Origin of the sequence: Aquamicrobium sp. LC103 (genome assembly GCF_001014615.2) — a bacterium.
Lineage (GTDB): Bacteria > Pseudomonadota > Alphaproteobacteria > Rhizobiales > Rhizobiaceae > LBCQ02.
In genome coordinates, this window is the sequence record NZ_LBCQ02000006.1 from 279,900 (window position 1) to 298,753 (window position 18,854).

20 protein-coding genes are annotated in these 18,854 nt (G+C 65.1%); 6 read left to right on the forward strand and 14 right to left on the reverse strand.

The genetic code is table 11. From position 1 onward, the window contains the following. Positions 1 to 179 precede the first annotated feature (179 nt). The 8 genes from XW59_RS13955 to XW59_RS13990 all read right to left on the reverse strand — a co-directional run bounded on the left by XW59_RS13955 (position 180) and on the right by XW59_RS13990 (position 7,768). Positions 180 to 992 (reverse strand): ABC transporter ATP-binding protein, encoded by an 813-nt coding sequence (locus XW59_RS13955; protein ID WP_082137593.1) that lies wholly within the window; start codon positions 990 to 992, stop codon positions 180 to 182. Continuing rightward, a complete protein-coding gene (locus tag XW59_RS13960; RefSeq protein WP_047145929.1) occupies positions 989 to 1,774 on the reverse strand; it encodes an ABC transporter ATP-binding protein in 786 nt (261 codons plus the stop codon). Before XW59_RS13960 ends, XW59_RS13955 begins: the two co-directional genes overlap by 4 nt. After that, positions 1,771 to 2,871 (reverse strand): branched-chain amino acid ABC transporter permease, encoded by a 1,101-nt coding sequence (locus XW59_RS13965; RefSeq protein ID WP_047145930.1) that lies wholly within the window; start codon positions 2,869 to 2,871, stop codon positions 1,771 to 1,773. The genes XW59_RS13960 and XW59_RS13965 overlap by 4 nt, the downstream gene beginning before the upstream one ends. A gap of 7 nt (positions 2,872 to 2,878) precedes the next feature. Beyond that, the gene (locus XW59_RS13970) at positions 2,879 to 3,754 is read right to left on the reverse strand and encodes a branched-chain amino acid ABC transporter permease (RefSeq protein ID WP_047146061.1); all 876 of its coding nucleotides are present in this window, start codon (positions 3,752 to 3,754) and stop codon (positions 2,879 to 2,881) included. 88 nt (positions 3,755 to 3,842) lie between these two features. After that, positions 3,843 to 4,886 (reverse strand): zinc-binding dehydrogenase, encoded by a 1,044-nt coding sequence (locus tag XW59_RS13975; protein ID WP_047145931.1) that lies wholly within the window; start codon positions 4,884 to 4,886, stop codon positions 3,843 to 3,845. A gap of 11 nt (positions 4,887 to 4,897) precedes the next feature. After that, positions 4,898 to 5,866 carry an NADPH:quinone oxidoreductase family protein gene (locus XW59_RS13980; protein ID WP_047145932.1) on the reverse strand — a complete coding sequence of 323 codons (969 nt, stop codon included), beginning with the start codon at positions 5,864 to 5,866 and terminating at the stop codon, positions 4,898 to 4,900. A gap of 1 nt (position 5,867) precedes the next feature. Further along, positions 5,868 to 7,100: an acyl-CoA dehydrogenase family protein gene (locus XW59_RS13985; protein WP_047146062.1), complete on the reverse strand. Its 1,233-nt coding sequence runs from the start codon at positions 7,098 to 7,100 to the stop codon at positions 5,868 to 5,870. Positions 7,101 to 7,120: 20 nt separating this feature from the next. Beyond that, positions 7,121 to 7,768, reverse strand: a complete 648-nt coding sequence (locus XW59_RS13990; RefSeq protein WP_052958167.1) for a TetR/AcrR family transcriptional regulator — start codon at positions 7,766 to 7,768, stop codon at positions 7,121 to 7,123. A gap of 151 nt (positions 7,769 to 7,919) precedes the next feature. Between XW59_RS13990 and XW59_RS13995 the strand changes: the two genes are divergently transcribed. The 4 genes from XW59_RS13995 to XW59_RS14010 are packed head-to-tail and all read left to right on the forward strand — an operon-like array spanning position 7,920 to position 11,050. Continuing rightward, positions 7,920 to 8,732, forward strand: coding sequence for an SDR family oxidoreductase (locus tag XW59_RS13995; RefSeq protein WP_047146064.1), 813 nt, complete (start codon positions 7,920 to 7,922; stop codon positions 8,730 to 8,732). A gap of 15 nt (positions 8,733 to 8,747) precedes the next feature. Beyond that, on the forward strand, positions 8,748 to 9,239 hold the full coding sequence (locus XW59_RS14000) for a MaoC family dehydratase (RefSeq protein ID WP_047145933.1): 492 nt from the start codon (positions 8,748 to 8,750) through the stop codon (positions 9,237 to 9,239). Beyond that, positions 9,236 to 10,270 (forward strand): phosphotransferase, encoded by a 1,035-nt coding sequence (locus tag XW59_RS14005; RefSeq protein WP_137327026.1) that lies wholly within the window; start codon positions 9,236 to 9,238, stop codon positions 10,268 to 10,270. The genes XW59_RS14000 and XW59_RS14005 overlap by 4 nt, the downstream gene beginning before the upstream one ends. Before the next feature lie 3 nt (positions 10,271 to 10,273). Further along, entirely contained in the window at positions 10,274 to 11,050 is a 777-nt protein-coding gene (locus XW59_RS14010) for an SDR family NAD(P)-dependent oxidoreductase (RefSeq protein ID WP_137327027.1), read from the forward strand. Positions 11,051 to 11,056: 6 nt separating this feature from the next. Here the strand turns inward: XW59_RS14010 and XW59_RS14015 are convergent, their stop codons facing one another. The 6 genes from XW59_RS14015 to XW59_RS14040 form a co-directional block, all read right to left on the reverse strand. Continuing rightward, positions 11,057 to 11,758: an HAD family hydrolase gene (locus XW59_RS14015; RefSeq protein WP_047145935.1), complete on the reverse strand. Its 702-nt coding sequence runs from the start codon at positions 11,756 to 11,758 to the stop codon at positions 11,057 to 11,059. 122 nt (positions 11,759 to 11,880) lie between these two features. Next, complete coding sequence (locus tag XW59_RS14020) at positions 11,881 to 12,456, reverse strand: sarcosine oxidase subunit gamma (RefSeq protein ID WP_047145936.1); 576 nt, start codon at positions 12,454 to 12,456, stop codon at positions 11,881 to 11,883. Beyond that, entirely contained in the window at positions 12,449 to 15,445 is a 2,997-nt protein-coding gene (locus XW59_RS14025; protein WP_047145937.1) for a sarcosine oxidase subunit alpha, read from the reverse strand. The genes XW59_RS14020 and XW59_RS14025 overlap by 8 nt, the downstream gene beginning before the upstream one ends. A gap of 19 nt (positions 15,446 to 15,464) precedes the next feature. Then, entirely contained in the window at positions 15,465 to 15,830 is a 366-nt protein-coding gene (locus XW59_RS14030) for a sarcosine oxidase subunit delta (RefSeq protein ID WP_047145938.1), read from the reverse strand. A gap of 2 nt (positions 15,831 to 15,832) precedes the next feature. Beyond that, entirely contained in the window at positions 15,833 to 16,189 is a 357-nt protein-coding gene (locus XW59_RS14035; RefSeq protein WP_047145939.1) for a cupin domain-containing protein, read from the reverse strand. Between the two features lie 10 nt (positions 16,190 to 16,199). Next, entirely contained in the window at positions 16,200 to 17,453 is a 1,254-nt protein-coding gene (locus tag XW59_RS14040) for a sarcosine oxidase subunit beta (RefSeq protein ID WP_137327028.1), read from the reverse strand. 217 nt (positions 17,454 to 17,670) lie between these two features. On the opposite strand from XW59_RS14040, the gene XW59_RS14045 reads away from it, so the two are divergent. Next, a complete protein-coding gene (locus tag XW59_RS14045) occupies positions 17,671 to 18,429 on the forward strand; it encodes an SDR family oxidoreductase (protein WP_047146066.1) in 759 nt (252 codons plus the stop codon). 118 nt (positions 18,430 to 18,547) lie between these two features. Beyond that, complete coding sequence (rpsU, locus tag XW59_RS14050; protein ID WP_246666096.1) at positions 18,548 to 18,847, forward strand: 30S ribosomal protein S21; 300 nt, start codon at positions 18,548 to 18,550, stop codon at positions 18,845 to 18,847. The last annotated feature ends 7 nt before the right edge of the window (positions 18,848 to 18,854 follow it).

Below are 18,854 nucleotides of genomic sequence, written 5' to 3' on the forward strand. Positions count from 1 at the left end.
CCCCTTGGGGACCTCGGCACGTTCATCGCCCCCTCCACCGCCTCCGGCGGTCCCCCTCCCCCGCTTCGCAGGGGAGGATCGGAGGTCGCGGACGGACTCGACGGAGGATCCTCCCCCGTTTACGGGAGACGTGGCCCGAAGGGCCGGAGAGCGCGCAAGATTCACTGCCATACCCTCCCTCATCGCCATGTCTTCTTCTGCTTCCAGCGCTTCTGGCCGCGCTGGATTTCCTCCTGCACGCCGAGATAGAATTCCTGCACGTCCTTCGACTGCAGCAGGCGATCCGCGGCGTCGGCCATGACGATGCGGCCGAGCTCCATCACATAGCCGTAGTCGGCGACCTCGAGCGCGACCTTGGCGTTCTGCTCGACCAGCATCATCGTCACGCCCTGCTCGCGGTTGAGCCGGCGGATGATCTGAAAGATTTCCTTCACGAGCAGCGGCGAGAGGCCGAGGCTCGGCTCGTCGAGCAGCATGAGCTTCGGCTTCGCCATCAGCCCCCGCCCGATCGCCAGCATCTGCTGCTGGCCGCCCGAAAGCGTACCCGCCGCCTGGCGCCGCCGTTCGGCGAGGATCGGAAAATAGGAGAAGACCATCTCCTCGTCGCGCCTGATCCCCTCGGCGTCGGAGCGGGTGAAGGCGCCCATCTTGAGGTTTTCCTCCACCGTAAGCAGCGGAAAGACCTCGCGCCCTTCCGGCACATGCACGATGCCGGCACGTACGACCTTGTCGGGATTGGCTCCGGCGATATTCTCCCCGCCATGGAGGATCTGCCCCTTTTCCGGATCCATGACGCCGGAGATCGTCTTCAGGAGCGTCGTCTTGCCGGCGCCGTTTGCGCCCAGAACACTGACGATCTGGCCCTCGCGCACCTCCAGGCTGACGCCCCGGATCGCCATGATCGGACCGTAGTAGCTCTCCAGGTTCCTGACCGCCAGGACGACCCTGGGCTGGGCCGGTGCCGCGCGCAAAGCCATGTCGATGACGCTCATGCCAGCACCTCCTCCTTCTCGTCGGCGACGCCGATATAGGCCTCCACCACCTTCGGATCGTTCTGCACCTCGTGCGGCGTGCCGAGCGACAGCATCTTGCCGTCGGCAAGCGCCAGCACGCGGTCGGAGACGGACGAGACGAGATGCATGTCGTGCTCGACCATCAGCACGGTGATGCCCATCTGTTTCTTGATGTCCTCGATCCAGTAGGCGACATCCTGCGTCTCTTCCACCGAAAGGCCGGAAGCTGGCTCGTCGAGCAGCAAAAGCCGCGGCTCTATCGCCAGCGCCCGGCCCATCTCGACCACCTTGCGCACGCCATAGGGCAGGCCGGCGATGTACTTGTCGCGATAGGCCTGCAGGTCGAGGAAATCGATCACCTTCTCGATCGCCTCGCGATGCCGCCGCTCCTGCGCGCGCACGAAGGGCGTGAAGGCGAGCTCGGACCACATGTTGCCCTTGCGGTGACGGTGCCGGCCGACCAGCAGGTTCTGCATCACGGTGGCCTGGTCGAACAGCTCGATGTTCTGGAAGGTACGCGCGATCCCGAGTCGGGCGATCTCGTGCGGCGCCTTGTCGAGAATGGACCTGCCGTCGAAGCGGATGTCGCCCTCGGCAGGGTCGTAGATGCGCGAGATCAGGTTGAACAAGGTCGACTTGCCGGCGCCGTTCGGCCCGACGAGCGCGAATACCTCGCCCTCCTCCACGTTGAACGACACCTTGTTGACCGCGACCACGCCGCCGAAACGAAGCGTCACATTGTCGATCTCCAGGAGGCTCATCGCATGCGCTCCGTCTTGAGATAGCTCTTCTGGCGGCGGAACATGTCGCGGCGATAGAACGGGAAGAGCTCGAAATAGGTGCGTATCTTGAGCCAGCGCCCGTAGATGCCCATCGGCTCGAACAGGATGAACAGGATCAGGATCAGGCCGAACACGGCCGATTCCAGCCCCGGTATCGCGATCGAGCCGCCGCCGACGAACTGCCCGAGGAAGTCGCGGGTGATGGAGATGCCTTGCGGCAGCAGCGCCACCACGGCGGCGCCGAAGAATGCGCCGTGGATGGAGCCGAGCCCTCCGATCACGATCGCCAGCAGGAGCTGGATCGAGATGATGATGTTGAAGGTCTCGTTGTTGAAGATGCCGGCGAAATGCCCCATCAGCGCGCCGGCAAGCCCGGTTATGCCCGCCGAGATGCCGAAGGCGGTCGCCTTGGTGCGAGCGACGTTGACGCCCATCGCCTGCGCCGAAACCTCGCTGTCCCGCACCGCCGCAAACGAGCGCCCGAGCGGCGTGCGCTGCATGTTGCGGTAGAGATAGATCACCGCCAGCGCCACCGCGAGCACCAGATAGTAGAGCCGGCCGGGCATACCGTAACGGTCGAAGCTCACGCCGAAGATTTCGATCGAGGGCGGCATCAGCCCGTTGACGCCATTGGTCAGCGGCTCGGCAAGCACGATGAAATCGTCGGTCAGGATCGAGATCGCCAGCGTGCCGATCGCCAGATAGATGCCGTGCAGCTTCGTCATCGGCATCGCGATCAGCGCGCCCGCTACCCCCGCGATCAACCCCGCGAGCGGGAAGGCGATGATGAATGGCAGGCCGAGATTGAGCTGCAGCAGCGCGTTGGCGTAGCAGCCGACGGCGAGGAAGGCCGCGTGGCCGAGGCTTGCCTGGCCGGTCTGGCCGACCAGCACCATCAGCCCCATGCAGGCGATCGCCCAGATCAGCAGGTTGGTCATCTCGCCGATCGCGAAGGTGCCCAGCAGGAACGGCAGGGCCAGCGCCACGACGAGAAGCAGCACGTACCATCCCGCCTGCACCCTGTGACGGAAGAGGTTGATGTCGGCGTCGTAGGAGGTCTTGAAGACTGTCCGCATCGCTTCCTCACACCTTCTTCTGATGGATCTGGGCAAGAATGCCGTGCGGTCGGAAAACCAGGATCAGGAAGAGCAGCAGATAGGGCATGATCTGCGAGTAGCCGGCGGCGATGTAGCGCGAGGCGAAGGGCTCGATCAGCCCGACGATCACTCCGCCCAGCAACGCGCCCGGCAGGCTGCCGAAGCCGCCGATCACGGCGGCCGCGAACGCCTTGATGCCCAGCAGGCCGATCGAAGGATCGATCGATCCCTTGGAGGCGAAGAGAATACCGGCCACCGCCGCCACCATGCCGGCCAGCGCCCAGATCAGCGAATGGATCCGCTTGACCGGGATGCCCATGTAATAGGCCGCGAGCTGGTTCTGCGAGGAGGCCTGCATCGCCACGCCTAGCTTGGTGCGGTTGAAGTAGAAATAGAGCACCACGGTGAGGATGACGGTGACGAGGATCACCACCACTTCGTCGAGCCCCAGCACCAGCCCGCCCAGGCGGATGTCGCGGCCGGCCATCGGCGATTGCAGCGAGATCGGCTGATGACCCCAGATCAGTCCGGCGACGAAGCGCAGGACGAAGCCGAGCGCGATGGTAAGGATGACGATGGCGACCTGCGACTGCCCGAACATGCGGCGCAGGACGACGAGATCGAGCGCATAGCCGAACGCTCCCATGATCGCGATGGCGATCGGCACCGATATCCAGAAGGGCAGGCCCATGAATTCGGGATTGGTCAGCCCCAGGCAGATGAATGCGCCGAGCATCATGAAATCGCCCTGCGCGAAATTCACCGCCTCGGTCGCCTTGTAGATGAGCACGAAGCCCATCGCGATCAGGCCGTAGACACAGCCATTCGCAAGGCCGCTGACGATCAGCTGCAATACGTCCAAGACGCGTTCCTCCTCCACTATGCGGCGCGTTTTTGCCGCGCCGTTCTTGTCTATCGCCGCGGCCTCCTCCTCAGGCCGCGTGCCCGCGCTAGTCGGGCGAGATGAATACCTTTCCGTTGAGCTTGGCGAGTTCTCCCGGTACCCGCGAAACGGCCTCGGAAAGCGGAACCACCGCCGTCACGTCGGTGGCCCAGCGGCCGTCGGCGAAACGCTTCTGTGCTTCCATGACGACGTGCATCCTGCGCTCTGCCGGCGCCGTACGCAGCCACTCGGTGAGCCAGAATCCTTCGATCCTTTTGTGCATGAAGATGAGCTGGCCGGGTTCGGGAATGACCGTCTCCGCCGGATCGAGCCTGCCATAGACGATCCAGCGCGAGCGCTTGGGCATCGCGGCGAAGATCGTCGCGGCGAGCGGGCCGGTGACCGCATCGAGGAATATCCTCGGCTTTTCGGCGCGCAGAACCTCGCCGAGCTTTTCCTCGAAACCCGGCGCGTCGGCGTTGAGCACGTGCGCCGCGCCGAGCTTCTCCAGCATGCCGACCTGCTCGTCGCGGCGAACGATGACGATCGGGCGGAAGCCCGCGTCACGCGCGACGCCGATGATCAGCTTGCTGAGCTGGCTCGCGCCGGCGGTCAGGATGAAGGCCTTCTCCCCCTCGTCCTCGACGAGGCCGAACATGGCGAGCGCCGTCAGCGGATTGACGATCATAGCGGCCGCGTCCTCGTCGCGCACGCTGTCGATGACGGGTATGCAGGCGGCCGCCTCGGCGACCGCGTATTCCGCCCAGCTTCCCCAACCGCTCAGGCCGGTCGGAAAGGCGACGCGCTTGCCGACGAGCTTCTGCGCCGCCTCGCTCGAGCCGGCCGTCACCACCTCGCCGACACCCTCGAAGCCGGCCGGCTGGCCCTGGCGGCGCGGCTGCCCGTAAAGACCCTTGATGAACATCACGTCGGACGGGTTGATCGAGGCAAGCCGAACCTTGACGAGAACCTGGCTCTCGCCGGGCTGCGGAACGCCGATGCGTCCGCGCTCGACATAGGGCTCCATCGCTTCCAGCACCGTGCCTGAATGCTGCGAGGCGTAGCCGTCGTTCTTGAGCAGAAGGGCGTTCATCTCGGCTGGAAGGGTCATCGTCGGCACTTTCAGGGTTTGAGGATGAGCTTGCCGGTCGCACCGCGACCGAGCACGCGCGTCAGGACGGCGGAAGCTTCGGCGAGCGGGTAGACGCCCTCGATCACCGGCTTCACCTTGTCTTCCAGATACCAGCCGATGAGCTCCTTCATGTTATCGGCATAGGCCTCGGGCTCGTTGCGGGTGAACGCGCCCCAGAACACGCCGACCACGCTGTAGCCCTTGACCAGCGCCAGGTTGACCGGGAACTTCGGGATGGTGCCGGAGGCGAAGCCGATCACCAGGAGCCGTCCGCCCCAGCCCATCGACCGCGACAGCGCATCGAAGGCCTCGCCGCCGACCGGATCGAAGGCGGCGTCGACGCCCTTGCCGTCGGTGGCTTCCTTGAGCGCGTCCTTGAGGTTGTCGTAGCCGAGCGTGACGTCGGCGCCGGCCTCGGCGGCGATGCGGCGCTTCTCCTCGCTGGAGGCGACGCCGATCACCCTGGCGCCCATTGCCTTGCCGATCTGCACGGCGGCGACTCCGGTCGCACCCGACGCGCCGAGCACGCAGAGCGTCTCGTCCGCCTTCAATTGGCCGCGTTGCTTCAGCGCATAGTGCGAGGTGCCGTAGCCGCAGAGGAGCGCGCACGCATCCTCGCCGGATATCGCGTCCGGCAGCTTCATCACGGAGGCTTCCGGCGCCGCGACCTTCTCGGCATAGGCGCCGAGGGAAGACAGCGAGGCGACGCGATCGCCGACCTTGAGCTTCGTCACCTTGTCGCCCACGGCAACGACCCGGCCGGCAACCTCCATGCCGGGAACGAACGGCACCGGCGGCTTCATCTGGTAGAGCCCCTGGACCAGCAGCCCATCCGGATAGTTCACGCCGATCACCTCGGCCTCGATGACGACATCGCCACCCTCGGCCGACGGCTCGGGCCAGTCGGCATAGTCGAGCTTGTCGAGTGGCCCGAACTCCCTGGCGACGATTGCCTTCATGTCAGACCTGCTGCTGCGTGTATTTGCGCAGCTCGGCGCGGGCGACCTGGCGGCGATGGACGGCATCCGGACCATCGGCGAAGCGAAGGGTGCGCAGATTGGTCCAGGCACGCGCCAGCGACGTGTCCTGGCTGATGCCCTGCGCGCCGAAGAGCTGCACCGCCTCGTCGGTCACCTTGAGCGCCATGCGCGGCGCGACGACCTTGATCTGGCTGATCCAGGGGGCGGCGGCCTTCTTGTCACCCTGGTCCATCATCCAGGCTGCCTTCAGGCACAGCAGCCGCGCCATTTCGATCTCCATGCGGCACTCGGCGATGATGTCGAAATTGGCGCCGAGCTCGGCCAGCGGCTTGCCGAAAGCCTCGCGGCGCAGTGCCCTGCGGCACATCATCTCCAGAGCAGCCTCGGCCTGGCCGATGGCGCGCATGCAATGGTGAATGCGGCCCGGGCCGAGCCGTCCCTGCGCGATCTCGAAGCCGCTTCCCTCCTCGAGCAGGAGATTGCGCGCCGGCACGCGAACGTTCTCCATGCGGATGTGAAGATGGCCGTGTGGCGCATCGTCATGGCCGTATATGGTCATGGCGCGCAGCTTTGTGATGCCGGGCGTGTCGGCGGGCACGAGGATCATCGAATGCTGCCGGTGCTTGGGCCGGTCGTTCGAGGGCGTGCGCACCATGACGATGTAGATGGCGCAGCGCGGATCGCCGGTGCCCGATGCCCACCATTTCTCGCCATTGAGCACATAGTGGTCGCCGTCGCGCTCGCAGCGCATCGAGATGTTGGTCGCGTCGGAAGAGGCGACGTCAGGCTCGGTCATCAGATAGGCGGAGCGGATCTTGCCGTCGAGCAGCGGCTTCAGCCAGCGTTCCTTGTCCTCCGGCGCGCTGTAGCGCTCCAGAACCTCCATGTTGCCGGTATCCGGCGCGGAGCAGTTGAAGGTCTCGGCGCCCAGATGCGCCTTGCCCATCTCCTCGGCGAGATAGGCGTATTCCACCGTGGTGAGCCCGTAACCCTTGTCGGATGCGGTCAGCCAGAAGTTCCACAGGCCGCGTTCGCGCGCCTTCGCCTTCAGGCCTTCGAGAATCTCGGTCTGCCGCGGCGTATAGCTCCAGCGGTCGCCGTTCTTGCCTATCTCGGCGAGGAATTCCTCGTCCAGCGGCACGATCTCTTCCCGCACCATCCGTGCGACCTTCTCGTGAAGCGGCTTCACGCGCTCGGTCATCCCCAGGTTCATCTCCGAATTTTCCTTCGAGCTCACGCCGTGTTTTCCTCCTTGCCGCCAAGTCCTCGATAGGCGCAGGTCACAACCTGCCGCACAACGTCTTCCAGGTCCGCCCTGGTCTCGCCGGTCCGCGCAGAGTACCAGAATATCGGCGAGTTGAGTGTCATGAACATGAGCTGATTGGCAATGCTCAGATTCTCGAAGTCGAAATCGCCTTCTTCCCTGCCCTTGCGCAGGACATCGCGAAAGATGTTGCCGTACTCGGTGCGATAATTGATCAGATCGTTGAACACGCTGCGCTGCTCGGGCGTGGTCGCGCCACGAAGATGCATCTCGACGCCGAGCCAGACGGCCCGCTGGAACGGCTTCGTCGTGATCATCTGAAGAACATGGGCGAACGCCATCTTCTTCCATTTCACCGCCGCGCGGCCCGGCACGGCCAGCAGCGGTTCGAGGGCGGCGTAGTTCATGTCCATGCCGAACCGGAACACTTCGGCAAAGAGATCGGCCTTCGAGTGAAAATGGTGATAGATCCGGCCCTTCGTCGCGCCGAGGCTGCGGGCGACGTCATCGATCGAGGTGGCCGAATAGCCGCGTTCCATGAAGCATTGGGCCGCGGCGCTCAAAATGTCAGCGCGCGAATTGTCCAGCATCTGCTCGCGGACGCCCAGCGTCGACAATGAACGCTTCCTCCCTTTCCGCTTCCCGACAGCGCCTGTTCGGCGTTTTTCCGCACGGGCCTTTACGCGTGCCGAAATGATGAACATACTACCCAGTATGTTGTCAACGCGGCATCTCGATTTCTTCGAGACGGGCGTGAAGGGAGGAAGGATGAGCTATCTGGAGGAACTGTTCTCGGTGAAGGGCAAGCTTGCGCTGGTGACCGGCGCGGCGACCGGCATCGGACGCATGGCGGCCACCGGCCTGGCGCAGGGCGGCGCGCATGTGCTCATCGCCTCGCGCAAGGGCGAGGATTGCGCCCGAACCGCCGAGGAACTCAACGCGTTGGGAGCGCCCGGCAGGGCCGAGGGCTTCGCCGGCGACGTGAGCACCGAGGAAGGGATTGCCGCCCTCGTGGCCGAGGTGGTCAAGCGCACGGACCGTCTGCACGTCCTGATCAACAATGCCGGCGTCTCGTGGGGAGCCGAGCTGGAATCCTTCCCCTACCATGCCTGGGCAAAGGTGCTGAACGTCAACGTCACCGGCCTCTTCCATCTCACCCGGGAACTGCTGCCGCTGCTGGACAAGGCGGCGAGCGACGATGACCCGGCCCGGGTCATCAATCTCGGTTCGGTGATGGGAAGTCAGCCGATGGCGGACGGCGCCTATTCCTACACCGCTTCGAAGGCGGCCGTTCATCATCTCACCCGCACGCTGGCGGGCGAGCTCGCCGACCGGCGGATTACCGTCAACGCATTCGCGCCCGGTCCCTTCCAGAGCCGGATGACGGCCTTCGCGACCGCCACCGAGGAACAGGCCCAGACCGTCGGCGATCGCGTTCCCATCGGGCGTATCGGCGCACCGGATGACATAGCGGGCGCAACGCTGTATCTGTGCAGCAAGGCTGGAAGCTACGTGACCGGGGCCATCCTGCCCCTGGACGGCGGCCAGTCGGTGCAGCACGGAATGAGACTTTTCAAATAAACGGTGTAGGCGAAGATGGACGGAAGCGCACTTGAGCCAGTATCTCTCGACACGGTGCTGGCCGCTGTCGGCAAGGAAATCGGTGTCTCTCCGTGGCGGGTCGTCACGCAGGAGATGATAGACAAGTTCGCGGATGCGACCGACGATCATCAGTACATCCATGTCGATCCCGTCCGCGCCGCCGAGACACCCTTCGGCGGCACCATCGCGCACGGCTTCCTGACCCTGTCGCTGCTTTCCACCCTCGCCTATGAAACGGTGCGGCCGCTGGAAGGCGCCAATATGGGCGTCAATTACGGTTTCGACACCGTACGTTTCGCCGCCCCGGTGAAATCGGGCGCGCGGGTGCGCGGCCGCTTCAAGCTCGCCGACGTCAATGTGCGGCCGTCCGGCTGGGTGCAGATCGCCTATGACGTGACGATCGAGGTGGAAGGCTCGAAGAAACCTGCCGTCAGCGCCCGCTGGCTTACCCTCGCCGTTCTGGAACCCAGGGAAGAGACTGCATGACGGATGCGAACGCGCTCGACGAGGCGGCACTCGCTCCTTATCTGGAAGAGCACGTTCCGGGCTTTCGCGGCCTGAAAGCCATCCGGAAATTCAATTCGGGGCAATCCAACCCGACCTATCTGCTCGAAGCAGCCAGCGGCCGCTATGTGCTGAGGGCGAAACCGCCGGGCGAGCTCCTCAAATCGGCCCATCAGGTCGATCGTGAATTCCGCGTCATGACGGCATTGAGGAAAACGGCGGTGCCGGTTCCCGAGATGCTGCACCTGGCATCGGAGGATTCGCCGATCGGCCGCATGTTCTACGTCATGGCCTTCGTCGACGGCCGTATCTTCTGGGATCCGGCCCTGCCTGAACTCGCCTCCAACGAGGAGCGCGCCGCCGTCAGCGACGCCATGAACCGGGTTCTGGCCGCACTCCACGACGTCAACGTCGAAGCCGCCGGCCTGTCGGATTTCGGCAAGCCCGGCAGCTATTTCGAGCGGCAGCTTTCGCGCTGGACCAGCCAGTACCGGGCTTCCGAAACCGAGAAGCTGCCGGACATGGATCGGCTGATCGAATGGCTGGAGAAGCACCTCGTCGCCGACGACGGCCTCGTCTCGCTGGTGCATGGCGACTACCGCCTGGACAACATGATCTTCGCGGCTGATCGCGCTGAAGTCGCCGCGGTGCTGGACTGGGAGCTCTCCACGCTCGGTCATCCTTATGCCGATATTGCCTATCAGTGCATGCAGTGGCGGCTGCCGCACAAATCGGGCTTCCGCGGCCTGGCGGGGATCGACCGCAAGGCGCTGGGCCTGCCGACCGAGGAGGAATATATCGTTACATATTGTCAGCGGCGCGGCATCGACGGGATAGACAATTGGGTGTTCTATCTCGCCTTCTCCTTCTTCCGCCTGGCGGCCATCTGCCAGGGCGTCTACAAGCGGGCGCTCGACGGCAATGCCTCCAATCCGGAGAAGGCCAGGACCTATGGAGAGGCGGTGAAGCTGCTTTCGGGACTGGCGGCGCGTTTGATCGATGAGGGAAGGTAAGGAATGAAACGTTTCGAGGGACGCACCGTGATTGTTACCGGCGCGACCGGCGGTTTCGGCCGCCGCACCGCCGAGAGATTCGCAGGGGAAGGTGCCCGCCTCGTCCTTTCGGACATCAACGCCGAAGCGCTGGAGGGCATGGCATCGACCCTCGATGCGGAAACCGCGACGCTCGCCGGCGACATTGCCGAGGAAAGCCTTTCCGAGAGCCTCGTCGCCCTCGCCCTCGACCGCTTCAAGTCCCTCGATATCGCCGTCAACAATGCCGGCATCGCCCAGAATTTCGTGAAGCTGCACCTTATCCCCTCCGACGAGGCGCGTCGCATCGTAGACGTCGATCTGATGGGCATGTTCTATGCGCTGAAGCATCAATTGCCGGCGATGGAGAAGCGGTTCCGCGAGAAGGGCGCGCGCGGCGCGATCGTCAACATCGCCTCTGTCGCCGGGCTCGCCGGAGCGCCGAGGCTGTCGATCTACTCTGCCGCGAAGCACGGCGTCGTCGGCCTCACGCGTTCCGCCGCCGCCGAATACGCGACCAAGGGCATCCGCGTGAACGCGATCTGCCCCTCCTTCGCACGCACGCCGATGGTCACCGACATGCTGGAAATGTCGCTGGCGGACAGCGCCGCGGTCGAAGCCGACCTGACCCGGGGCGTGCCGATGAAGCGGCTGGCGGAGGTCGACGAGATCGTCGAGGTCGTGCTGTTCGCGGCCGACCCGAAGAACTCCTTCATGACCGGCCAGACGCTCGCCGCCGACGGCGGCATCATGGCGATCTGACCGGCTTCAGCCGATCTCCGAAATCAGATTCGAAAGCTCGGCCAGTCCGGAGAGCTTGCGGAAGCGTGGATGCGCCTCCGGCTCGTCGACATGCTCGAAAACCCATGTGAGGTCGTGGGGAATATAGACGCCCCAGCTTCCCGCCTCGATTGCCGGAACGACATCCGACTTCAGCGAATTGCCGACCATCATGCTCGCTGCGGGACCGTCGCCGTGACGGCTGAATATCCGCTCGTAGGTCGCGCGGTTTTTGTCGCTGACGATCTCGACGGCATCGAAGAAATCACCAAGGCCCGATTGCGCCAGCTTGCGCTCCTGGTCGAACAGGTCGCCCTTGGTGATCACCACCAGCCGGTAGGAGCCGGCCAGCGCCTCCAGCGTCTCCTGCACCTGCGGCAGTGTCTCGACGGGATGGCGCAGCATCTCGCGCCCGGCATCCAGGATTTGCGCGATCGTCTCCGCGGGGACGCGGCCTTCGGTCACCTCGATCGCGGTTTCGATCATCGAAAGCGTGAAGCCCTTTATGCCGAAGCCGTAATGGGCGAGATTCCGCTTCTCGGCCTCGAGAAGGCGCTCGCGGAGGTGATCGGCCTCGGCATGCTCGCTCAGCATTTCGGCGAACCTGGCCTCGGTCCAGCGAAAGAACTGCTCGTTCTGCCACAGCGTGTCGTCGGCATCGAGGCCGATCGTGGTGATTGTGCCCGGCATCGTCCTTGACCTTTGGTCGTGCTCGGATGTCTCGCTAGGACGGTTCGGGCGCGGGCGCAAGTCCCGCCGCATGCCGCCGATCCGTGAGAAAGCCGCCCGCGCTGCCGGTCTCCCAGCTCCTGTCAGGGCTGACCCGCGTCGCGCGTCGCTTCCGTCAGGAAGGCAAAGGCATAGTCGGAGAAGGAGCGCCAGCACTCTACGTGGAACTCGTGCTCCGCCTTGCGCCATAGCACGATCTCGATCTTGCCGAGCACCGTGCGCGAACAGGCCCCAACCGGAAACGCCGCCAGCGAAAGATCCCCCGGGCATCCGGCGTTGAGCGCCGCCTCCGCGCCCTCTCCCGCAACGACGATGCCGACATTGCGATGCGAGACGTCGACGGCGGAATGGAACTGCTTGACGCCTTGCAGCGCCGAAGCGAGGTTGCCGGCGCCGTCGAGGACGAGCCATTCGTCCGGGCCGAGCCAAAGCACCGCGCGGCCCGCTTTTTCCGCCGAACTCTTCGGTTTTCCCGGCAGGGTGACGCCGAGCGCCTTCGACAGCGCGGAAACGCTCGCCTCCGGCGCACGCAGCGAAAGCCGCGAGAGCGGTCCGGAGGGCCGGACCGTAACCCAGGGCATGACCGTTTCACTGCCCTCGAGCGCCGGGCGCCGCGATAGGTTGATCTGCTCGGAAAGTCTGCGCGCCGCCCTAGCCATTCAAGCGCTCCCCCTTCTCGTCGAAGAACACCGTGCCGGTGACCTCGACCTCTATCGTTGCATCGGGCATCGGCACCCACAGCGTCTCGCCGATGCGCTCGCGGCCGCGCTCGACCAGGGCGAGCGCGATCGAGTGCCCGCAATTCTCCGACCAGTAGGACGAGGTGACGTGGCCGATCATCTTCATCGGGATCGGCTGCCTGGGATCTGCAACGATCTGCGCGCCTTCCTCCAGCACGAGCTTCGGGTCGCGCGTCCTCAATCCCACCAGTTGCTTTCGGTCGGGCATCCCCAGATCCGGCCGCGCAAGACCTCGAATGCCGACGAAATCGGCCTTCTTCTTGCCCACGGCCCAGTCGAGCCCGGCGTCGTTCGGCGTCACCGTGCCGTCCGTGTCCTGCCCGACGATGATGTAGCCCTTCTCAGCGCGCAGCACATGCATGGCCTCCGTGCCGTAGGCGCAGGCGCCGTGCTTTTCGCCCTCCGCCCAGACGGCTTCCCAGACGGCCTGCCCGTAATCCGCCGGTACGTTGATCTCGAAGCCACGCTCTCCCGTGAACGACATGCGGAAGAGCCGCGTCGGCACGCCGCAGATCCGGCCTTCGCGCACCGACATGTGCGGCATCGCCTCGTTGGAAAGGTCGATGCCTTCCACCAGCGGCGCGATGATGTCGCGAGACTTCGGCCCCTGTACGGCGATCACCGCCCACTGCTCGGAAATCGAGGTCAGATAGACCTTCAGATGCGGAAACTCGGTCTGGAGATAGTCCTCCATGTGGTTCATGACGCGGGCCGCGCCGCCCGTCGTCGTGGTGACGTGGAAGCGATCCTCGGCGAGGCGGCCGACGACGCCGTCGTCGTAGATGAAGCCGTCCTCGCGCAGCATGATGCCATAGCGGCAGCGGCCGGTGTCCAGCCGCTTCCACGGGTTGGTGTAGAGCAGTTCCATGAAGGCGGCAGCATCCGGCCCGACCACCTCGATCTTGCCGAGCGTGGAGGCATCGAAGATACCGGCGGCGTTGCGCACCGTGCGGCACTCGCGATCGACCGCGGCGTGCATGTCTTCGCCTGGACGCGGAAAATACCAGGCGCGCTTCCATTGGCCGACATCCTCGAAGACGGCGCCGTGCGTCTCGGCCCAGGGATGGATGGCGGTCCGTCGCGTCGGATCGAACAGCTCGCCCCGCGCATGATTGACGATCGCGCCGAAGGTGACCGGTGTGTAGGGCGCGCGGAACGTCGTCAGCCCGACCTCCGGGATCGGTTTGTCGAGCGTCTCGGCGGCGATCGCCAGCCCGTGGATGTTCGATGTCTTGCCCTGGTCCGTGGCCATGCCGTTGGTGGTGAAGCGCTTGACGTGCTCGATCGAGCGCATGCCCTCGCGCACGGCCTGCCTGATGTCCTTGGCGGTCACGTCGTTCTGGAAATCCACGAACGCCTTGACCTTGGCATCCAGGCCGGCTCCGGGTGCCGCGCCGATCATGCCGCCGGCCCAGCCTTCCGGCGTCTCGGCCTTCAGCTTGAAACCCTTCGAAACCTTGGCGCCGGCTTCCTTCGCCGCCTTCTCGCCGGCCGCGATCGCCTCGGCGATGGTATCGGCGAGATTGTCGGTGCCGTTGCAGGCCCCGACCGAGACGCAGTCCTGCGCATAATCCCCGGGCAGGAAACGCCGGGTCGCCTCGTCGAAGGCGACCTTGCCGCGCGACTGCGAGAAGAGATGCACCGACGGCGTCCAGCCCGCCGATGTCAGCAGCGCGTCCACCGGAATGGCGCGCGAGGCGCCGCCGTTCTTCGGCCGCACCACCATGGCGTTTATCCGCTGCCTGCCAGTCGCCGCGATCACCGCGCGCCCGGCATTGATCTCGATGCCGAGCGCCCTCGCCTCGTCGACCGCCGCGCCTTGCGGATTGTCGCGCAAGTCGACGATGGCGGCGATGTTCACGCCGGCCTTCTTGAAGTCGATCGCCGCGTGATAGGCGGAATCGTTCGCCGTGTAGACGCCGACATTGCGGCCGACGGCGACGCCGTAATGGTTGAAATAGGTCCGCGCCGCCGAGGCGAGCATGATCCCCGGCCGGTCGTTGTCCGCGAACACCATGTGCCGCTCGATCGCGCCGGTGGCGAGAACGACGCGTTTGGCGCGCACCTGCCAGAGCCGCTCGCGCGGCAGATCGGGCATGGGCTGCGGCAGGTGATCGCTGACCCGCTCGACGAGGCCGACGAAATTCTGCGCATAGTAGCCGAATGCCGTCGCGCGGGTGAGCACGCGCACGTTGTCCATCGCGGCAAGTCTCGCAGCGCTCGCCTGCGCCCAATCCCAGCCGGCCGCACCGCCGATCCGCGCACCCGTCTCGAAGCGCAGGGAACCGCCCAATTGCGCCTGCTCGTCGGCAATGATGACGCGCGCGCCGGCCTCGGCGGCCGCGAGTGCCGCCGCGATGCCGGCCGCGCCGCCGCCGAGCACGAGCACGTCGCAATGCGCGAAGCGCGCCGAATAGCGATCGGGATCGGGCAGGTCCGGCGCGACGCCCAGGCCGGCCGCGGCGCGGATGTTCGGTTCGTAGAACTGCTTCCACGCCGCCTTCGGCCACATGAACGTCTTGTAGTAGAAACCGGCGGAGAGGAAAGGCGAGGCAAGGTCGTTGACCGCGCCGACGTCGAATTTCAGCGACGGCCAGCGGTTCTGCGAAACGGCGTTGAGACCGTCATAGAGCTCCTGCACGGTGGCACGCACATTGGGCGTCCTGCGGGCGGCGTCGCGATGGATGCCGACCAGCGCGTTCGGCTCCTCCGCCCCTGCCGACAGGATGCCGCGCGGTCGGTGATATTTGAACGAGCGGCCGACGAGATGGATGCCGTTGGCAAGAAGGGCCGAGGCCAGCGTGTCGCCCTCGAGACCTGCAAGCCCTTCCCCGTCGAAGGAGAAGCGTGCGAGGCGAGCCTGCCCAAGACGGCCCTGGCCGGGGATGCGGAAAGATTCGTTCGTCATGCCGTTTCCACAAATATCGTCATCGCGGCTCTGCCCTCCCTTTCGCCGGCTTCCCCTTCCCGACGTTCTCCCGCGCGGATTTGCGCGGCAATCTGGCTTTCGGCTTCCCTAAATCCGGCTTCGGCTCGCCCGCTTTGTATGTCGTCACGAACTTGTCGGTGACGGTGTCGCGCACCGCGTTGAAGAAGCGGGCACAGCCATGAATATGGCGCCAGCGCTCGTAGACGAGCCCTTTCGGGTTCGAGCGGATGAAGAAATATCCCTCGAAATCCTCGTCGCTCATCGCCGTGATGTTCGACGGCCGGACGAGATGCGCCTCGCCCGCATGCCGGAATTCGAGTTCGGGACGCTCTTCCTCGCAATAGGGGCAACGTATCAGAAGCATGGCTAGATCTTCGTCTTGATGGCCGCGGTGGCCGGATCGCCGGTGTTGGGTGTGCCGGCCGGCTCGATGAGGAGGAGATGCGTTTCTTCCTCCGCATACGGACAGTGCTCGACGCCTTTCGGCACCACGTAGAGCTCGCCGGGACCCAGGACGACGTCGCCGTCGCGCATTCGGATCGTCAGCCTGCCCTTCAGCACCAGGAAGAAATCGTCCGTATCGGGATGCAAATGCCAGACGAACTCGCCCTTCACCTTGACGACGAGCAAATCGTTGCCGTTGTAGCCGCCGACGACCTTCGGCGACCAGAGCTCCGAGAAAAGCGCGAGCTTTTCCTCGAGATTGACGGGATTGGCGGTCAAAGCGGCCTCCTCAATGCGCGACCGCCGCGGCGGCGGCCTCGTCGATGAGCCGGCCGGTGCGGAAGCGCTCCAGCGTGAACGGCGCATTGATCGGATGCGGCTCGTCGCGCGCGATCGTGTGGGCGAAGACATGGCCCGAACCCGGCGTCGCCTTGAAACCGCCGGTACCCCAACCGCAATTCACGTAGAGGCCCTTCACCGGCGTCTTGGCGAGGATCGGCGAGCGGTCCGGCGTTACGTCGACGATCCCGCCCCAGCTTCGCAGCATCTTCATGCGGGTGAACATGGGGAACATCTCGCAGATCGCGTCGAGCGTGTGGTTGATGATGTGCAGCCCGCCGGTCTGCGAATAGGAGGTGTACTGGTCGGTACCGGCGCCGATGACGAGCTCGCCCTTGTCGGACTGCGAGATGTAGGCGTGCACCGTGTTCGACATGACCACGCAGGGAAAGGTCGGCTTGACCGGCTCGGAAACCAGCGCCTGGAGCGGATAGGATTCCAGCGGCATGCGCACGCCCGCCATATCCATGATCACCGAGGAATGACCGGCCGCCACGACACCGACCTTCCGCGCACCGATGAAGCCCCGCGTCGTCTCCACGCCGGTCACATGGCCTTCCGGCGCGCGGCGTATGCCTGTGACCTCGCAATTCTGGATGATGTGGACGCCGCGCGCCGAGGCGCCGCGCGCATAGCCCCAGGCGACCGCGTCATGACGCGCGGTGCCGCCGCGCCTCTGCAGCGCGGCCCCCATGATCGGATAGCGCGCGTTCGGCGAGATGTTGAGGGGCGGGCAGTAATCCTTCGCCTCCTCCGGCGTCAGCCACTCATTGTCGACGCCATTCAGCCGGTTGGCGTGGATGTGACGCTTGAAGACCTGCACGTCGTGGACGTTATGGGCGAGCATCATCACGCCGCGGGGCGAATACATGACGTTGTAGTTGAGATCCTGGCTCAGGCCGTCCCACAGCTTGACGGCGTGGTCGTAGATCCCCGCACTCTCGTCGTAGAGATAATTGGAGCGGATGATCGTCGTGTTGCGGCCGGTATTGCCGCCGCCGAGCCAGCCCTTCTCCAGCACCGCGACATTGGTGATGCCGTGTTCCTTCGCCAGATAGTAGGCCGTGGCAAGCCCGTGGCCGCCGGCGCCGATGATGATGACGTCATATTCCCGTCTCGGCTCGGGCGAAGCCCATTGTTCCTCCCAACCCTTGTGGCCGCGCATGGCCTCTCGGGCGATTGCGAAGACGGAATATTTGCGCATGCGTTGCCTCGGGATTCGGATGGCGCGGTCTGAAGCCTGTCAAACCCGAGTACCACTATCGAAAAGGCGCTTCCATCCTTGCGCTGTTTGCGACGGCGACTGCCGTTTTGCGCCAAGCCGGCAGTCCGGTTTCGGGTGGCTCACCGCCTCTCTTTCCTGCGAGATGCAGCGAACACCGCGAATGCGCGGCGAACCGCTGGAAAGAAGGAACCTCCCCATGGGCATGCTTGAAAACAAGATCGCGATCGTCACCGGCGCCAGCTCGGGTATAGGCCGCGCAACCGCTCTGCTGTTCGCCGAGGAAGGCGCGAGCGTCGTCGTCACCGCGAGGCGCGGCGGCGAGCTTCAGCAGCTCGTCGAGGAAATCGAGGATATTGGCGGACGTGCCGAGGCGCTGCCGGGCGACGTCCGCGACGAACGTCACGCCATCGATCTGGTCGAGCTCGCGGTGCGCCAGTTCGGCGGGCTCGATATAGCCTTCAACAATGCCGGCGCGGTCGGCACGATGGCTCCGCTGGAGGCTCTCGAAAGCGACGACTGGAAGGAGACGCTCGACGTCAACCTCACCAGCGCCTTCCTGCTCGCCAAGCATCAGATCCCGGCGATGCTCGAGCGCGGACGCGGCTCTCTGATCTTCACCTCCTCCTTCGTCGGCCACACGGTCGGCATGCCCGGCATGGCGGCCTATGCCGCGGCCAAGGCGGGTCTCGTCGGCCTGACCCAGGTGCTCGCCGCGGAATACGGACCGCGCGGCATAAGAGCGAACGCGCTTCTTCCCGGCGGGACCGAGACGCCGGCGGCAACGTTCAAGACGCCCGAGGAGCGCAGTTTCGTTGCCGGCCTGCACGCCCTGAAGCGCATCGCGGCGCCGGAGGAAATCGCCGCCTCGGCGCTTTATCTCGCCTCCGATGCATCGAGCTTCACCACGGGCCTGGCGCTGCTCGCCGACGGCGGTGTCTCCGTCAATCGTCTGTGAGCAGGAAGAACAGCGGAAGTCCGAGTATTGCCGGACGAATATTTGCGTCGGCCGTCTCGCGCTTTCCGCTCGACAAGTTATACTGGGTCTGCTATGAGCCGCCGCAATTCGTGGTGGGATCATCGCGGGGACGCGTGGGTATTGCGTCCAGGCTCTAGACAACAACCGGAAGACAGGAACGCACGTGCAGGTACTCGTCCGCGACAACAATGTTGACCAGGCGCTCCGCGCGCTCAAGAAGAAGATGCAGCGCGAAGGCATTTTCCGCGAAATGAAGATGCGCGGTCATTACGAGAAGCCGTCCGAGAAGCGTGCCCGCGAAAAGGCCGAGGCCGTTCGCCGCGCCCGCAAGCTGGCCCGCAAGCGCGCCCAGCGCGAAGGCCTCGTTGCCGGCGGCCGGGCAGCGCCTGCACGCTGACCGCCCA

Bases quoted from the DNA above. Each gene is read 5' to 3' on its own strand.
- XW59_RS13965 (WP_047145930.1), bottom strand. From the start codon at position 2,871: ATGCGGACAGTCTTCAAGACCTCCTACGACGCCGACATCAACCTCTTC.
- XW59_RS14030 (WP_047145938.1), bottom strand. From the start codon at position 15,830: ATGCTTCTGATACGTTGCCCCTATTGCGAGGAAGAGCGTCCCGAACTC.
- XW59_RS14025 (WP_047145937.1), bottom strand. From the start codon at position 15,445: ATGACGAACGAATCTTTCCGCATCCCCGGCCAGGGCCGTCTTGGGCAG.
- XW59_RS13960 (WP_047145929.1), bottom strand. From the start codon at position 1,774: ATGAGCCTCCTGGAGATCGACAATGTGACGCTTCGTTTCGGCGGCGTG.
- XW59_RS14020 (WP_047145936.1), bottom strand. From the start codon at position 12,456: ATGGCTAGGGCGGCGCGCAGACTTTCCGAGCAGATCAACCTATCGCGG.
- XW59_RS14010 (WP_137327027.1), top strand. From the start codon at position 10,274: ATGAAACGTTTCGAGGGACGCACCGTGATTGTTACCGGCGCGACCGGC.
- XW59_RS13995 (WP_047146064.1), top strand. From the start codon at position 7,920: ATGAGCTATCTGGAGGAACTGTTCTCGGTGAAGGGCAAGCTTGCGCTG.
- XW59_RS14005 (WP_137327026.1), top strand. From the start codon at position 9,236: ATGACGGATGCGAACGCGCTCGACGAGGCGGCACTCGCTCCTTATCTG.
- XW59_RS14015 (WP_047145935.1), bottom strand. From the start codon at position 11,758: ATGCCGGGCACAATCACCACGATCGGCCTCGATGCCGACGACACGCTG.
- XW59_RS14045 (WP_047146066.1), top strand. From the start codon at position 17,671: ATGGGCATGCTTGAAAACAAGATCGCGATCGTCACCGGCGCCAGCTCG.
- XW59_RS13955 (WP_082137593.1), bottom strand. From the start codon at position 992: ATGAGCGTCATCGACATGGCTTTGCGCGCGGCACCGGCCCAGCCCAGG.
- XW59_RS13985 (WP_047146062.1), bottom strand. From the start codon at position 7,100: ATGAACCTGGGGATGACCGAGCGCGTGAAGCCGCTTCACGAGAAGGTC.
- XW59_RS14040 (WP_137327028.1), bottom strand. From the start codon at position 17,453: ATGCGCAAATATTCCGTCTTCGCAATCGCCCGAGAGGCCATGCGCGGC.
- XW59_RS13980 (WP_047145932.1), bottom strand. From the start codon at position 5,866: ATGAAGGCAATCGTCGCCAGGGAGTTCGGGCCACTCGACAAGCTCGAC.
- XW59_RS13975 (WP_047145931.1), bottom strand. From the start codon at position 4,886: ATGACCCTTCCAGCCGAGATGAACGCCCTTCTGCTCAAGAACGACGGC.
- XW59_RS14000 (WP_047145933.1), top strand. From the start codon at position 8,748: ATGGACGGAAGCGCACTTGAGCCAGTATCTCTCGACACGGTGCTGGCC.